General features: G+C 25.0%; 17 protein-coding genes. 11 read left to right on the top strand and 6 right to left on the bottom strand.

Annotation, left to right across the window (positions count from 1 at the left end; translation table 11 throughout):
• Positions 1-43: 43 nt before the first annotated feature.
• The 5 genes from BN7997_RS09245 (at position 44) to BN7997_RS09225 (ending at position 6,433) form a co-directional block, all read left to right on the top strand.
• Positions 44-1,522 carry a Na+/H+ antiporter NhaC family protein gene (locus BN7997_RS09245; protein ID WP_071120518.1) on the top strand — a complete coding sequence of 493 codons (1,479 nt, stop codon included), beginning with the start codon at positions 44-46 and terminating at the stop codon, positions 1,520-1,522.
• Positions 1,523-1,635: 113 nt separating this feature from the next.
• Positions 1,636-3,429 (top strand): sensor histidine kinase, encoded by a 1,794-nt coding sequence (locus BN7997_RS09240; RefSeq protein ID WP_071120517.1) that lies wholly within the window; start codon positions 1,636-1,638, stop codon positions 3,427-3,429.
• A 191-nt stretch (positions 3,430-3,620) separates the two neighbouring features.
• Positions 3,621-4,052 (top strand): VanZ family protein, encoded by a 432-nt coding sequence (locus tag BN7997_RS09235; RefSeq protein ID WP_071120516.1) that lies wholly within the window; start codon positions 3,621-3,623, stop codon positions 4,050-4,052.
• A 223-nt stretch (positions 4,053-4,275) separates the two neighbouring features.
• Entirely contained in the window at positions 4,276-5,586 is a 1,311-nt protein-coding gene (locus BN7997_RS09230; protein ID WP_071120515.1) for a conjugated bile salt MFS transporter, read from the top strand.
• A 127-nt stretch (positions 5,587-5,713) separates the two neighbouring features.
• Positions 5,714-6,433: a DUF434 domain-containing protein gene (locus BN7997_RS09225; protein ID WP_207645585.1), complete on the top strand. Its 720-nt coding sequence runs from the start codon at positions 5,714-5,716 to the stop codon at positions 6,431-6,433.
• Between the two features lie 99 nt (positions 6,434-6,532).
• Here the strand turns inward: BN7997_RS09225 and BN7997_RS09220 are convergent, their stop codons facing one another.
• Positions 6,533-7,264, bottom strand: coding sequence for a nitroreductase family protein (locus BN7997_RS09220; RefSeq protein ID WP_278335267.1), 732 nt, complete (start codon positions 7,262-7,264; stop codon positions 6,533-6,535).
• 326 nt (positions 7,265-7,590) lie between these two features.
• On the opposite strand from BN7997_RS09220, the gene BN7997_RS09215 reads away from it, so the two are divergent.
• The 5 genes from BN7997_RS09215 to BN7997_RS09195 all read left to right on the top strand — a co-directional run bounded on the left by BN7997_RS09215 (position 7,591) and on the right by BN7997_RS09195 (position 12,562).
• On the top strand, positions 7,591-8,631 hold the full coding sequence (locus tag BN7997_RS09215; RefSeq protein WP_071121402.1) for an aldose epimerase family protein: 1,041 nt from the start codon (positions 7,591-7,593) through the stop codon (positions 8,629-8,631).
• A gap of 121 nt (positions 8,632-8,752) precedes the next feature.
• Entirely contained in the window at positions 8,753-9,226 is a 474-nt protein-coding gene (locus tag BN7997_RS09210; RefSeq protein WP_071120512.1) for a hypothetical protein, read from the top strand.
• 84 nt (positions 9,227-9,310) lie between these two features.
• Positions 9,311-10,051 (top strand): uracil-DNA glycosylase family protein, encoded by a 741-nt coding sequence (locus BN7997_RS09205; protein ID WP_071120511.1) that lies wholly within the window; start codon positions 9,311-9,313, stop codon positions 10,049-10,051.
• Positions 10,052-10,249: 198 nt separating this feature from the next.
• The gene (locus BN7997_RS09200; protein WP_083335070.1) at positions 10,250-11,248 is read left to right on the top strand and encodes a catalase family protein; all 999 of its coding nucleotides are present in this window, start codon (positions 10,250-10,252) and stop codon (positions 11,246-11,248) included.
• 93 nt (positions 11,249-11,341) lie between these two features.
• Positions 11,342-12,562: an MFS transporter gene (locus BN7997_RS09195; protein ID WP_330385895.1), complete on the top strand. Its 1,221-nt coding sequence runs from the start codon at positions 11,342-11,344 to the stop codon at positions 12,560-12,562.
• A 442-nt stretch (positions 12,563-13,004) separates the two neighbouring features.
• On the opposite strand, the gene BN7997_RS09190 is transcribed toward BN7997_RS09195, so the two are convergent.
• The 5 genes from BN7997_RS09190 to BN7997_RS09170 form a co-directional block, all read right to left on the bottom strand.
• Positions 13,005-14,129: a tyrosine-type recombinase/integrase gene (locus BN7997_RS09190; RefSeq protein WP_071120509.1), complete on the bottom strand. Its 1,125-nt coding sequence runs from the start codon at positions 14,127-14,129 to the stop codon at positions 13,005-13,007.
• Positions 14,130-14,140: 11 nt separating this feature from the next.
• The gene (locus BN7997_RS09185) at positions 14,141-14,650 is read right to left on the bottom strand and encodes an ImmA/IrrE family metallo-endopeptidase (protein WP_071120508.1); all 510 of its coding nucleotides are present in this window, start codon (positions 14,648-14,650) and stop codon (positions 14,141-14,143) included.
• Between the two features lie 88 nt (positions 14,651-14,738).
• Positions 14,739-15,338 carry a hypothetical protein gene (locus tag BN7997_RS09180; protein ID WP_071120507.1) on the bottom strand — a complete coding sequence of 200 codons (600 nt, stop codon included), beginning with the start codon at positions 15,336-15,338 and terminating at the stop codon, positions 14,739-14,741.
• Positions 15,339-15,394: 56 nt separating this feature from the next.
• Positions 15,395-16,396 carry a Kiwa anti-phage protein KwaB-like domain-containing protein gene (locus BN7997_RS09175; protein ID WP_071120506.1) on the bottom strand — a complete coding sequence of 334 codons (1,002 nt, stop codon included), beginning with the start codon at positions 16,394-16,396 and terminating at the stop codon, positions 15,395-15,397.
• A 22-nt stretch (positions 16,397-16,418) separates the two neighbouring features.
• Positions 16,419-16,793 carry a helix-turn-helix domain-containing protein gene (locus BN7997_RS09170; protein ID WP_195906810.1) on the bottom strand — a complete coding sequence of 125 codons (375 nt, stop codon included), beginning with the start codon at positions 16,791-16,793 and terminating at the stop codon, positions 16,419-16,421.
• Positions 16,794-16,954: 161 nt separating this feature from the next.
• On the opposite strand from BN7997_RS09170, the gene BN7997_RS09165 reads away from it, so the two are divergent.
• Positions 16,955-17,149 carry a helix-turn-helix transcriptional regulator gene (locus tag BN7997_RS09165; protein ID WP_071120505.1) on the top strand — a complete coding sequence of 65 codons (195 nt, stop codon included), beginning with the start codon at positions 16,955-16,957 and terminating at the stop codon, positions 17,147-17,149.
• Positions 17,150-17,175: the final 26 nt, after the last annotated feature.

Genomic DNA, 17,175 nt, shown 5'->3' with positions numbered 1-17,175 from the left:
ATTGAAATTATCAATTATACTTTATATTAAGGAGGAGAGTTTTATGGGATTTTGTATTGGTCTCTTTAAATTTTCACCGGTATTTGTACTGGCTGGTCTAATGATTTCAGGAGTGGACTGCTTAATAGCAGCACCAATAGCTACTGTATATGCATTTATAGTTGCAAGTATAACAGATAAGCTTAAATTTAATGATTTAGTTGACTGTGCTGTTGATAATGTAAAGCATTTGAACTTAGTTTTCTTTATATTAATGTTTGCATATGCAATGGCTGAATCATTTATGTCTACGGGTGTGGGTGCATCTATAGTTAATATATCACTTAACCTAGGATTAACTGCTAGAACTGTTGCAGTAGTAGGTTTCTTAGTTACGTCAATATTATCTGTTGCAACAGGAACTTCGTGGGGAACTTTTGCAGCATGTGCTCCTATATTTTTATGGTTAAACCATATAGTAGGGGGTAACATATTATTAACAACTGCTTCAATAGCTGGTGGAGCTTGTTTTGGTGATAATATAGGTCTTATATCAGACACTACAGTTGTAAGTTCTGGTATTCAAGATGTTGAAGTAATCGATAGAATCAGATCTCAAGGATTTTGGTCAATAGGTTGCTTAATTATTTCAGCTGTTATAATATTTATAATAAGTAATACTATGGGGTTACCAACTGAAGTTGCAAATGCTAGTATTGCTATAGATGCAATACCTACAGAAGTTATGGAGGCTTTAGCTATTGAAAGAGCGTCTGCGGTAGATTTACTTAATCAAGTTAAAGAAGGCGTTCCATATTATATGGCGATTCCATTAGCACTTGTTTTATTAGTTGCAATAAAAGGATTACCAACATTATTATGTTTAGCAGTAGGTATAGTTTCATCATTTATATTTGGAAGCTTTGCTGGAACTGTAGAATCTTTAAGTTCTTTCTTAAACTTAATATATGTAGGATTTGAAGGAGCAGGTTCTTGGGTTATAGTAATGATGATGTGGGTTGGAGCATTTGGTGGAGTAATGTCTAAAATGAATGCATTCGCCCCATTATCAAATGCTGTTATGAAGTGTGCTAAGAACGTAAGACAATTAATGTTTATGAATGGACTATTATGTATAGTAGGAAATGCTGCTTTATCTGATGAAATGGCACAAATAGTCACTGTCGGTCCTATAACTAGAGAATTAGTTGAAAATAATGTAGAAGCTAGTGAAGAAGATATGTACAAGTTACGTTTAAGAAATGCTACATTCTCAGATGCTTTAGGTGTATTTGGATCTCAATTAATACCTTGGCATGTTTACATAGGTTTTTATTTAGGAATTTTATCAGCAGTGTATCCTCTACATCAATTTGTAGCAACGGATATAATTAAATACAATGTAATGTCATTTGTTGCTGTTGGATCTATACTTATATTAACATTAACTGGTTTGGACAGATTTATTCCTAAATTTGGTTTACCAAGCGAACCTAATGTTAAGTTAAAGAAAAAGAAAAAATCTAAAAATGGTCAAATGTAATTGTAGAGCTATAAAAGCAACTATATTACAAATCATATTAAATTAGCATAACAAGTTAAAATAATATAATTAATTATAAAATTATTACTAAGGTTAAGAAAAGAGGGGATTTAATGGATATTAAATACCAAAATAGAGAAAGATTATACACAATAGAAGATTTAGAAAATTTATTAGAATATGTACCATATGAAATTTGGTTAAAAGATAAAGAGGGTAGGCATGTATATATAAATCAAAAAGGAGCAAATAAATTAGGTCTAAAAAAAGAAGATATAATAGGAAAGACTGACATGGAAATTAGGTCTAAGGAATTCTGGGAAAAATGTAAATTAACAGATGATCAAGTTATACAAGAAAAAAAAGCACTATTTTATGAAGATGAATTTGATATGAATAAAGATAATTGCTATAGAGTTTATAAATTCCCTATCAAAGATTCTGAAGATAATGTAAAATTAACTGGTGGTCTTGCAAATGAAGTTATTTATAGTAAATATATAAATAAAGAATTAGAAGATTTATCTAATGAATCACAAAAATTGGAAGATAAAAATATAGAATATATACAGTCAATATCTAGAATATTATCAAATTTAAATAATATGATTAAAAGTACTAATATAGATTTATTTTTTATTGATGAATCAAAAGAAAGGCTAAATTTATACATAAGTTGTGATAAAAAAAATATTTTCTTAAAAAACTCTAGTATAAATATAAATTACAAAGAATTTTCAGAATTATATGATAGTAAGCTTAAAATAGATATAAATAATAAATTAAATTATGAATTTAGAAAAATATATGATCCTCAAGTAGAAATAAATGAAAACTCTATATTTAAAGTAATGCCTTTGAAGATAGATGGTAGATTAATTGGTGTTATGTATATATATTATGAAAATAAAGATGAATGTATAGATACAAAAGATGAATGTATAGATACACATGATGGGTTTATATATGATGTATTACATAGAATTAGTAATTTTTTTATTAATATAGAATTAAAAAATGAATTAAAAGAAAAGTTATATAAATCGCAAGAAAGAGCTAAGAACCTAGAACATGAAATTGATATACTAGAAGAAGCTATAGAATCTGAAATGGTAAAAGTGAACTTTTTAGAGAATATGTCTCATGAGTTTAAAACACCTATTAATATAATATTAATGATATCAAAGTTACTATTATCATCAATTGAAAACAATGATTTTAACTTGGATAGAGAAAAAATAATTAACTATTTAAAGATTTTAAAACAGAATGGATATAGAATATTAAGGCTTGTAAATAATATTTTAGACTCAACTAAGTTTGATAATAAACATGATACATTAGAAATGCATAACTATAATATTATTAGCGTAGTTGAGGATATAGTTTTATCTGCAGCAGATTATATAAAAAATACTGAAAGAAGTATAGTTTTTGACACAGAAGAAGAAGAGGTAATTTTAGCTTGTAGACCTAGTTATATAGAAAAAATAATGTTAAACTTAATTTCAAATTCCTTGAAATTTATAAATGATAATGGTCAAATAGAAGTAGATATTAAAGTGAAGCAAGAAGAAGAAAAATTGTATATTCATTTAAAAAATGATGGGCCAAGTATATCAAAAAAAGATGCACAATTAATATTTAATAAATTTGTTCAAATAGAAAACCATACAAGAAGACAAAATGAAGGTAGTGGAATAGGACTATATTTAGTTAAGTGTTTAGTGGAAGCACATGGAGGTAAGATTTGGCTTAACACTGAAGTTGAATCAGGAGTAGAATTTATTTTTTATCTTCCTATAAAAACAATAGATAATGAAGATGATATAAAAATATATTCTATAGAAGAACACTCAATAATGGATAAGTGTAATATAGAATTTTCTGATGTTTATTCATTGTAAAAATAACTGTATCTTAGTAATTTAGATAGATTAAATTACTAAGATACAGTATTTATTTTTTTACCATTTTTTTGGAAATTATTAAAATTTATGATATAATTTTAAGTAGCAGATGAATACAAAATAGTTCGCCAATATATCATTCTAGCGAAGCGAATTTTTATAGGTAAATTAAAAAAGAGGGAATTATTATGAGAAAGAAGATTTGTATAGCATTAGCTATAATATGGATGGGTGTAATATTTTATATGTCGAATCAACCAGCATCAATATCATCTATTCATTCTGGAAATACAATAAATATTATAAGCAAATTGCCAATAATAGGTAATATAATGGACTATCTTACAAGTATTAATATAGGTGAGTTTATAGTAAGAAAATGTGCTCATATGTTTTCATACTGTATTTTAGCAATATTTTTATTCATGTCAGTATATGAAGACAATATAAAAAAAGCAATAATAATTGCATTTTTAGGTACATTTTTATATGCATGTAGTGATGAATTTCATCAATTATTCATACCTGGAAGAAGTGGTGAGTTTAGAGATGTAATGATAGACTCGACTGGCGGTATTATCGGTATAGTATTTACTACTTTCATTGTTAAATATAAATAGGTTAATTAAAAAAATAAAAATAGCAATACATTACATTGTAATATATGTAATGTATTGCTATTTTTTATTAAAAAAAGAAATAATAAATATAAAATATACATTTTTTTTACATTATTGCTAAAGATATAAATATAGTTGAAATAATTTATTGCTTATAAAACTTATCAATTATATACAATATTATTTCATAGTAATATATTTTTAGTAAGGAGGATTTGAAATTATGGGTATAAACGAAAGCCATAAACAAAAAAAATTCTTTTATGGTTGGGTAATTGTTGCTGTATGTTTACTTGTTCAAGCAATACCGTTTGGGGTAGGGTCAAATTTACCGCCTACATTTATAAACTATGTAGTAAAGGCAGAAGGTTTTAGTTTTGCATCATTTTCATTAATGTTTACTATTGGAACTATAATATCAGCTGTCTGTTCTCCATTTATAGGTAAACTATTTACAAAGGTTAATGTAAAAGTACTTTATATAATTGCTTCTATTTTAGTTGGTGTAGGATTTATGGCATTTGCATTTGCAGGAAACCATCTAATTGCTTATTATATATTAGCAGGAATAGTACAAGTTGGTGTAGCAACAATGTCATCTATAGGAGTTCCAACTCTTATAAATGCTTGGTTTAAGGTTAATAAAGGAACTGCAATGGGGATTGCATTTTCAGGTGGTGGCTTAGGTAATATATTTTTACAAATGATAGCGGGTAAATGGTTATCTGATCCAGCAATAGGGTATAAAGGTGCTTATATAAGATTTGGAGCAATTGCTTTAGTTATATCACTAATACTATCAATATTCTTTGTAAGAATGCCAAAATCTAAGGAAGAACTAGAAGCTAATATTCCTAAAAAGAAAAAAGGCGATGAAAATGCTACACACCATATAAGTTGGGGATATACAGTTTCTGAAGCTACTAAAATGCCACAATTTTGGATGATAGGAATATCTTTTATATTTGTTGGATTCTATGTTTCTGGTGTAGCATTACAATTTATAGCATATTTACAAAGTATAGAAGAGGCAGGGATACTATTAATACCATCAGCAAGAATAGCTTCTATGTTTGGATTATTTTCAATATTTGGTTCAATTTTAGGTGGTATGTTATTTGATAAACTTGGATTAGCTAAATCATATTCTTTTGCAGGAATATTAGTTGTAATAGCATGCTTATGTTTAATATTTATACCGAATATGAATTTCCTTGGATATGTATTCCCAATATGTTTTGGTATATCTTTATTTGCATATATTATGGGACCATCATATATGACTGGTGTATTATTTGGAGACAGAGAATATAGTGCAATACTTGGAATAATACAAATATTTTTCGCTTTAGGATTTGCAATAGGTAGCCCTATATTTGGTGCAACAATAGACAATTTTGGTTGGACTGTTGGATGGATAACTACTATAATATATACTATAATAGCTTATATAGGATTAGTACTATCATGTTCTATGATATTAAAGATAAATAAAGAAAATAATGTAATTGAAACTAAAAGAATATCTGAATAATATAAAACAGGCTGAGTTTAAATAATGATTAGGTTATTTAAAATTAGCCTGTTTTATATTCTATAATTAAAAACTATAAATAAAATTCTAAAATATTAAATTTACTTATAATAGGATGGTAGATAATATGAGCAAAGTATTTCAAAGAGGATTTGATATAAATGATAAAAAATGGTTTTCTAATAAAGAAATAATAAAATTATCAAAAGCTAAAGAAGAAATAGAATGGTTAATAAATAGAGATTATAAAATAGATTCTGTTGTAAATTTTGTAGGAGATAGATACCAATTTTCATTACGACAAAGAAATGCACTTAAAAGGGCTATATGTACAGAAGGTAAAAAGTTACTTAGAAAATCCAAATTACTTGATGTAAATAAAATAAATGAGGATACTATCTATATAGATGGATTTAATCTTATAATTACATTAGAAGTAGCATTATCTAAAGGTACTTTAATAAGAGGAAGCGATGGATGCATTAGAGATTTAGCAGGATTGAGAGGAACATATAAACTTATTGATAAAACAGATTATGCAATAGAATTAATAGGAAAGTTTTTAGATGAAAAAAGTGTTCCAAGTGTAATATTTTACTTAGATTCTCCTGTATCTAATTCTGGTAACTTAAAATTAAAAATACTAGATATATTAAATTTATACAATATAAAAACAGAAGTAATTTTAGTTAATAATGCAGATGTGATTTTAGAAAATTTAGATAGGGTAGTTACTAGTGATGCAGCTATACTTGATAAATGTATAAGTTATTTTGACTTATCTACATATATAATAGAAAAATATATAAATGAAGCTAATATTATAGATCTTAGTTGTAATTATTAAGGCCTATTTTGTATAATTATTTAAGGTTAATTTAAAAATACCCACATGTCGTTAAATATAAAATATGGGTATTTTTAAATTTATTAAAATTTATAGATATTATTTTTCATCAATAAAACATTTAATATTTTCAATTATAGATCTATTCATTTCTTTAGAAAAAGCAGAGTCGATTTTTTTCTTATATATAAGCTCACCAAAATTTTTAGCCTTACAAGAATTAGTCTTAGGCATATTATTTTCTTTAACAGTAAACATATCTTTTAACTTATCCATATTTAAATCTTCATAAACTTCATCAAATACAACAAAATTACTATCAAATCTATCTCTAAAATTGCGCTTATAATTATCAGGATAATATCCAAGCGTAAGCATACAAGCAGGGAACGTGTAGTTTGGTAAATTTAATAGTTTTTTATGGATTTCATAATTTTCCATAATATCTCCTATATAGCAACTTCCAATTCCTAAGCTTTCTGCAGCTATAACTGCATTTTGTGCGGCTATTAGTGCATCATTTATACCAAGTATTAAATCGTTTAATCCTGGGCCTTTTATATCATCAACACCACAAACTTTGAAATAGTTAAACCACTTATTAACATCAGCCAAAAATATAAGAATAAGAGGTGCATTTTTTATAAAAGGTTGATTATCGCAAGTTACACTTAATTTTTCTTTTGTTTTATCACTTTTTATTTTTAAAATAGAATACATCATCATATTTCCTGCAGTAGGTGCTTTTATAGCGCTGTTAAGTATTATCTTTAAGTCTTCATCAGATATAGGAGTATCCTTATATACTCTCAAAGAGACTCTATTATTTATAGTTTCTATAACATTATTTAAATTAAAATCCTCCTAACAAATTTTATAATTATAGCTTGATAAATAAATTCTATATTATATATATTTATAACTTTTAAAATAATTACTTTATGATGTTATCAATATAATTAGTCTTAAAGTTTGAGAAAATTAATAGATAAAATGAAGACTTTGTAATTAGTATACAGATTAAAAATATAAGGTAACTATTAATAATAGTAAGATATAAAATAGTAAAAATATGCTAAGACTTTATAGATTATTGTATAATATATATATGATGTGATAATATGTAACTATATAATTAATAGGGGGTAGATATGGTAATGAACTTAACAAAAACATTACTAAAAAATATAGATAATAAAGAGATAATATCGTATAATGTAAGATTTGATAATGGGTTTGAAGTAGAAATACTTAATTTAGGTGGGATAATAACTAAAATAATAACACCAGATAAAAATGGAAATTTAGAAAATATTGTAGTAGGGTATAAAGATATAGAAAGCTATATACAAAATCCATCTTACTTTGGAGCAATAATAGGAAGAACTTCAGGTAGAATTTGTGAAGGAAAAATATCTATAGATGGAGTCGATTATGACTTAGCTAAAAATTATAATCCTCATCAAGGGCATGGAGGAGACAAAGGATTTAATTCTAAAATCTGGGATGTAAAAATATTAGAAGAAGAAAATAATGTAATTTTGAAATTATATACTAAGTCTTTAGATATGGAAGAAAATTATCCAGGAAATTTAGATTTATGTGTAACTTTCAAAATATATGAAGATTATAAAATAGAGCAAACTTATGAAGCTATAAGTGACAAAACTACATTAGTTAATATGACTAACCATAGCTATTTTAATTTAAGTGGAAATATAAAAAGGCCGATAACAGATGAATACTTAAAAGTAGACTGTGATTATATATTAGAACTTGATGAAACTTGTGTACCAACAGGTAAAAAAATAAGCGTAGAAAATACTCCATTTGATTTTACTAAAGAAATGCTAATAGGAGAGAGAATAGACGATAATAATAAACAAATTCAAATTGGATGTGGTTATGATCATGCATTTATATTAAATGACACTAAAAATCAAATAAAACTAAATGATATAATATCAGGAAGAAATATGATAATTGATACAGACAAAGATTGTGTAGTTATATACAGTATGAATTTCCCTGATGATGTAGAACTTTACAATGGTAATAAAACTCAAAGAAGATATGGAATATGTTTTGAAACACAAGCAGCACCAATAGGAAGAAATATGTGCTTTATAGAAGCTTCTTTATTAGATAAAGGTGAAAAATATATTCAAAAAACTATTTATAAATTTTTTGTAAGCTAAAAATTTATAAATTGATATAATCTATAATTAAACTTAAATTGATTTGTTTAATTAAAATATTGATATAAGTAGTAATATTTAATAAAAAAAGTTTAAATTCAACATAAGGTAGGAGACAGCTATGAGTAAGATAAAATTTAGATTTGATGAAAAGAAGCTAAAGAAAAGAGGTATAGCATTTTTAATATTAGATCCAATAATATTTATATTACTATTAAAATTCACTCAACAACCATATGCATACTTATATATAGCAATTAGATTTTTATTTGGTTTTACTGCGTACTCAATACGTTTTTTTAAGCAAGCTATATATTTTTATAAAGGTTTTATAAAACAAATTTTTAATTATCAAGAAGACGAAGAGAATAATGTATTTAGACGAGTTCAAATGGGACTTTTTATAGAAATAATAGTTTTAGCATATGTTATATTATTTGCAGCAAAATGCTATAGACCTTTACTTATAACTGATGATATAGTAAGTATAATAATATGTAATGGGTTAATTACACTCTTATTTTTACTTTGTTCATATAGAAGTGAAAAGAAGTATAGAATATTTAGCGAAATAAATGGAAAATATATTAATTAAGAAGTGAGCTAAATGCTCACTTTATTTTATTATAGGGTATAAAAAATATAAAATAATAAATCTTATTTTAACAAAGAGGTGAATATGAAAAAAACATTATATGATTATAAAGATATAATAAAAAAGCTACCTATAAAAGATAAATATACAAAAGAAGAATTATTAATAGAAGATTTTCTTATTGAGAAAGAAAATAATATAGAGATATATTATGCTCCACATAATGAATATTTTAATCAAAAGGCAAAAATATTTATTGTAGGTATAACTCCTGGATTTCAGCAAATGAGTACAGCTATATCAACAGCTAGAAAAGAGTTAGAATTTACAGATGATATTAATGAGGTTCAATATAGATGTAAAGTTGCAGCTAGATTTAGTGGTAGCTTAAGAAAGAATATAATTAATATGCTAAATGATATAAAGTTAAATGAAGCACTACATATAGAAAGTGTAAGTGAAATATTTGAAGAGAAGGACTATTTACTACATACAGTATCTCTTATTCCATACCCTGTGTTTGTAAAAAAAGAAAACTATACGGGGCATACACCAAAGCTAATTAAAAGTGAATTTTTAATGAAATATATATATGAAAATTTTGTAGATGAATTTAAGAAAATAGAGAACTATAAAGAAGTATTACTAATACCATTAGGCAGAGCAGTGGAGGAAGTATTATTAAAATTAAAAGATGATGGAATTATAGGTGAAAATCAAATTTTAATTGGATTTCCTCATCCATCAGGAGCTAATGTTAATAGAGTTAAGCAACTTGAAGAAAATAAAGAAAATATGATAAGCTTTATTAAAAATAAATTTTAATACAAAGGGCTATGACTATAAATAATATATGGTTATAGCTCTTTGTATTTTTATATGAGAATTCTTAATATAAAAATACACATATCCTAGTAGAAATAAAAATATTCACAAAACAAAAAAACTTATAAAAGTATATATAATTTAAATTTTAAGCATAATCTAATTATTAAAGTTTAAATTATATAAGGAGAAATTAAATTGAAAAAATATACTAATGAAGAATTAACAGAAAATATAATAAATATGTTAAAAGAGAAAACAAAAAAAGATTATAAAAAAAATCATATAAAAAGAGAAGCACATTCTAAGTGTTTAGGTTTATTAAAAGCACAATTTATAGTAAATGAAAACTTACCAAAAGAGTATAAAATAGGAGTATTTAAAAGCCCTAAAACATATAATGCATTTATACGAATATCAAATTCTAATCCAAAAACTAAAGGAGATAATTCAAAAGACATTAGAGGATTTGCTATAAAGTTACTAGGTGTAGATGGAGAAAAATGTGAGTCTAACGAAAGTGGTACGCAAGATTTTTTACTTATAAATACTAACATAATGCCCATTGGAACATTAAAGTTATTTCATGATGCAATTTATTATATGACAAAATCAAATACATTAATATTTGGAGGAGAACTATTAATTCAAGGAAAGTTAGTAAAGATATTAAATTTAATAAAAAATATGAAGCATGAAACAAGTCCTCTTGATGTAAGATACTTTAGTACTACACCATATATGTTTGGAGATAAGATTGTAAAATATATATTAATTCCAACATCCACATATAAAAGTAAACTTCCTAAAAATTTAACTGCTACTTATTTAAGTGAAAATATGCAAAATCATCTGAAAAAACATGAGGCAACATTTGATTTTCTGATACAAATTCAAACAAATGAAAATGAAATGCCTACAAATGATGCATCTATAACATGGGATATAAAAAAATCAAAAATAGTAAAAGTAGCAACGCTAAAAATTCCTATTCAAATATTTGCAACAAAGGAAAGATATAAATTAGCAGAAAACTTATCATTTTCTCCAGGGCATAGTTTAATAGAACATAGGCCTATTGGAGATATAAATGAAGCTAGGGTTAAGATATATGAAGAGATGTCTAAGTTTAGACACAGTGGAAATTCAGAAGCATTATATGAACCTAGTAATAAAGATTTTTACCATATTAAATAATAGATATGGTAAAATCTACATGAAACTTAAAACTAAATACAGGGGGATTATATGAGAAAAAATTATCTAACAGTAAAATGGAGTATATGGTAGATACTTACTTTTTCATTCATATTAGTACTATTTCTAAGGTTATCTACAGCAGTTGTTACAGACAATTTATCTAAAGAACTAGGTTTTAGTCAGTTGCAAATATCTAATATAGCATCACTATCTTTATATATTTATGCACTTATGCAAATACCAGCAGGAATTTTAATATATAGATATGGAGCAAGAGAGATAAGTAGTGTAGGTATGATTATATCAGGAGTTGGATCTATACTATTTGGAACTATGAACAATGTTTATTTAGCATATCTATCTAGAATTATGGTTGGTATTGGTACATCTGTAATACTGCTTGCTATGTTTAAGGTTCAAGGAAATTGGTTTAAAAAGGAAGAGTTTCCATCTATAACAGCTAAGTTTGCATTTATAGGGAATTTGGGAACAGTATTTGCAACATTTCCATTAGTATATTTAAATGATTATATAGGGTGGAGAAACTCATTTATACTAATTGGTGTAGTAGGTATAGCAATAGGAATAAGTATATATTTAATAGTTAGGAATACTCCTAAGGATTATGGATTTAATGTGGATTTAAAGGTAGAACAAGCAGAAAAAATTAGATTACAAGATGGACTAAAGTCAGTTTTTACTAATAAATCAACATGGTATAACTCACTTATATTATTTTCTTTAGTTGGGATATCTACTGCATTTACAAGTTTATGGGGTGTTACTTATATAACTGATGTATATAACGTAAGTAAAAGTGTATCAGCTTTTATAATATCATTTTTTACATATGGATTTGTAGTGGGCTCTATGTTTATGAATTTTTTGTTTAACAAGATAAAATGCAGTAAATTTAATATATTAAAAATAGGAGCATTTATAAATATATTAATATGGGGATATATAATTATATTATGTAAAGTGAAACCGCCTATAATAATACTACCTATAGCATTTTTTATAATTGGATGTATAAACATGGGGCATTTGCAAGCTTTTAATGATGTTAAATATAAAAATGAAGAAAAGTATTCTGGATTATCTACTAGTATAGTAAATACATCAGAATTTACAGGTAGCGGGCTTATAAATTTAATAATAGCATTTATTATACAAAGTAGTACAGATACTGTTTTAGGATACAGAATAGGATTTAGTGTATTTATAATTGTGAATATAATAACGGTTATAGCATCAGATATAGGAATTAAAAATGATACTACAAAAGAAGATATTAACTATTGTAGCTAACTTTATTTGTCAATTACTATATAAAATATAAATAGAAAAACTAATGCATATACTATTATTAATAAAAAGATTGAATTGATTTTAAAATTCTCTCTTGATTTAATATTTAAAGTTAAAAATATTAAATAAATATAAATAAAAGACTAGGATATCCTAGTCTTTTATTTATATTTAGCTAATTGCATATTTAAATTTAGAATTTGTTTTATACAATAAATAGGACTACTAATAGTTATATTTATAAAGTGTTTTGTTAACTTACTTTAAATTATATATTTACAAAACTGTACTAACTGTATATACTGTTAGTCTACAACATATCAAGAATGTACTCGACTTAAATTGTATAAACTAGTATATAACTTCAGTTGAGCAGAGTGTAAAATACTTGGTTAGAGTGTGTTTCCATATGCTCAACTGACAGTCAACTGACAACTGACAATTATTTAAACATAACGTCAGCTATCTTATCAGATGCATCCTTGTCCATTTCATCTAGTACATGAGAATAGACATTTAAACTTGTCTTGATATCTGTATGACCCAATCTCTTAGACATAACTTTTATACTAACACCAGCTGCTAATTGCATTGTTGCATTAGTATGCCTTAAATCATGTAATCTTATATGTTTTATATTTGCAATATCTAACAGTTTTAAAAATGCTTTTCTTAAATTAGCATTATGCCAATAATGTAAATAATCATTTAAACATACTAAATCTAACTCGTTTTCTAAAACTCCTTGTAATTTCAATTTCTTTTGTCTTAAATGTTCTTTTTTTAATTTAGACATTAATTGAGGTGGAGCAGTGAGTTTCCTTTTAGATTCAAATGTCTTAGGATCTTTTAATATAAAACCTGTTTCTTTAGTATATATAAGATTTTTTTCTATGCTTATAGTATTATTTATAAAATCTATATCACACCATCTAAGACCACAAGCTTCACCATATCTAAGACCCATTGTCATCATTAATAAAATAGGTAGTTCTATTACATTACCTTCTAGTAACGTAACTATTTTTTTTATTTCTTCTTTATCAAAAACTTCTGATTTAAACTTAGCTTCTTTTTTCTTAATTTCAATGAAAGAAGCTATATTTTCATTTATCTCTCTCATTCGATAAGCTTCCTTCAAGACTGTATTTAGAAACCCAACTCTATTTTTAACAGTAGATAGCTTATATTTTTTACAAAGCTCATTGCAAAATGTTTGAGCTTGATATATAGTAACTTCATTTAACTTTGTATCTTTAAAGAATTCCTGTATGTCTCTTATACACGTTTTTCTTGATTTAATAGTATTAATTGACATCTGTTCTTTATGATCATTAACAAATTTAATGCATCTATCGACTAATGTAATATCTTTTGGTACAATAAACTTGTTATTATTTATAGAACTTTTTAGATCAATTAGATGTTTTTCAGCATCTTTTTTATTGCTATATTTTCCTAAGCTCTTTTGCTTTAGATTATTATTTTCATCTATATATTCTATATAGACGTTATAATTATTTCCTCTTTTTCTTATAAAAGAGCTTTTGATGTTATAGTTATTCATGTCAAACCTCCTTAAAGTATATCCTGATAAATTATTAAATTTGGAAAATTAGTTAGCATTAAATATTTTCCGTTTCCTAAATCTAAATATTGTTTTGTAATAGATAAATTCTTAAGTTTTTTTAGAACTATTTCATAGGGAACACTTAAGACTTCAGCCATTTCGTTGATATCAGTTATATTTTTATTAATCAAATTTATAATTTCTTCATCAGTTATTAAAAAATTAGTAGCCCATTTATCAGCTTTATTTTCAACTTTATTGAGTTCTAATTTATCCGAATATGTTTTTATATTACCAACACTAATTCCAACACTAGTAAAGAAATGTCCTAGCTCTTCTGCTAGAACTTCTATATGTTTATTTTTATCTTTTTTCAAAGAATTATCTAAGAAAATCATACTAGGCATATTTTCTTTTTCTATATTTAACCCTAAACACCCAGTAATTGTTAAGTCAAAAAAATGTATTTGTATATTGTGCTTATTTGCTAAGTTGTATAGCATATCTAATTTTGTCATATTTATCCCCTTTATTAAGAATATATGTATCGCAAAATGAAATGTATGTTCGGTATAGGATTCAAATAAAAGAGCAGGGATTCTGCTCTTATTTATAAAGATATATATTTCCATTAAATCCTTCAGATAATATAGTAAGATTTATATCTTTGTTTATATAACTATTAAATTCATATTCATTTAATCTTGATAGAACAAAACATTTTTTTTCGTTATTTGTCTCTACAATATAAATATTGTATCTGAACATTAGATATAATGTAGGATTTATATAAAAGTTATTATTTTTTATGTATAAATGTCCTATTATATATAATATAAACCAAAATACTACAATTTCTTTAAAAGAAAAGCTAGAAGACGAAAATGTTAATAAATATGTAACGAAGTATTCTAAAACAGAACTATTACTTGGCTCTATATTAATAATTTTTTTATTATACTCAAATCCTCTAGATTGTATAATTAAGCATTTGACTAGAATTAAGCATACAATACAGATAGTAATTAATAGCCATAAATATAAATCTACAAAAGTAATATTTTTTAATATAATCTTAAAGTTGCCTGATAATATTAAATTAATTGAATTTAAGGTTTTATTAAAATCGATATTAGTAAAAATTAATATTATAAATAAAGGAATGTATGAAGAAATAAATAAAATCCATTTAGTTATATTTTTCATTTAAATCACCTCATAAATATAATATTAACATAATTAAATTAATAAAACTTTAAATTTTATTTTTTCTTTCTAGTTCTAGATTTTTTTTTAGGTTTATTATCTGTAAGATATGTTTTTCTATTTGCTAAACATTTTCGTTGTGTTATATCACTAACAAAATAATTCTCAGAAATTAAATTTATAATTTCTGAAAGCGTAGCAACATCACTATATATAATTTTATTTTCTGAATTTAAAGTAATATTTAAATTATATTTTTTTATAGTATCTTGAATAAATTTAGGATTATTATCTAGTTTATTTAAGAAAGAATTTATATCTCCAGATGCTTCTAAAATAGCTAATTTTTTTACAATAGAACGCCTATCTAAACAATCTTCTTTAAATTCTTTATAATTTTCTAGTATATTAGAATCTTCAAGAGTGACTAATAAATTATTAGCTTTATTTTGGTAATGATAGTTATAAGAAAATAAAGTTTCAAAATTATATTTTCCAAGTATATAAATGAAATCTTTATAAAGTATAAAGTCTATTTTAGAATCTATTGAAAATAAATTTTCTTTTAATGTATTAAGCCTAGACTTCTTAAAGAAAAATACTCCATTCTTATCTAAGTAATTTGAACTATAAATTTTTCTAACTATTGTAAATGTAGAATCATCGTTTAAATTGAATACAAATGCATATAAGCTTGAGCTAGACATTACACTATCTAAGTTAGAAATAGTATCTACATTTGAAGAATTTATTTCTTGAATACTTTTTGTTAGTAATTTAAAAAGAACTTGAGTATTCAACTGAGGATCATCTTTGCCTAGACATTGTATTGTTCCATCATCCTTACCGTCATAACTAAACTCTTCAAATACAGGGTTAGATAATAACGTAGCAATTGGATTATTATATATATTTAATATTTTAGGAAATAAATCTTTATCTATAATAGCTTTTAATGGTTCATAACCATCTGCAAATTTATTATTTTTATTTAAGAATAATAAACTTATATTTTTTATATTTTCTAATTCTAATTTACATAATTTTAGATTTTGCATCTTATCCCTTACCCCCATTTTATTACTTTTTATTTTGCTCCATCATCCTTATCATTTCTATATATTCATTTATTTTATTAATTCCTTCTTCAGAAATATCCTCATACGGATTAACTCTATGTGCTGCTATTGTTTTAATACTTTCATCTAGTTTTGTTTTTTCTTTTTTTAGATTTCTTTCATCTGTACGACCAAGAAGATAGTCGACAGAAATATCTAATGTATCCGAGATATGTTTAGCTACTTCTAGATTAGGACTTCTTTTTCCGGTTTCATACCCATTGTATGTATTCGGAGGAATATCTAATTTTTGAGCCATCTCCTTTTGCATCAACCCTAATCTTTCTCTTTCATGTCGTAATCTTGTGGAAAATATTAACTTTTCATCAAATGACATCAAAATCACCTCCTGTATGTTTATATAATATACTAAAATACGCATATTGAGTAATAAATTCGCAAAGTTAGATTTTTTTTCGAAAAAAGTATTGACTATTCGCAAAATGGGAATTATACTAATAACATAGAAAGTCGCAAAACGAGAATTGGGGTGATTATATGAAGAAAAATATATTAAAATCAGAAAGAGCGAAACAAGAACTTACTCAAAAGCAAGTAGCTGATAAACTTGGACTTTCAACAGGAGCTTATTGTGATAAAGAAAATGGAAAAAGAAAATTCACAGTAAGAGAAGCTCTATTATTAGAAGATATATTCAGTTTTAATATTCGAGAAATTTTTTTAACTGATTAATTCGCATTATGAGAATAGGATTATAA

Origin of the sequence: Romboutsia timonensis (assembly GCF_900106845.1) — a bacterium.
Classification (GTDB): Bacteria; Bacillota; Clostridia; order Peptostreptococcales; family Peptostreptococcaceae; genus Romboutsia; species Romboutsia timonensis.
This window is presented reverse-complemented; position numbering and strand designations above follow the sequence as displayed.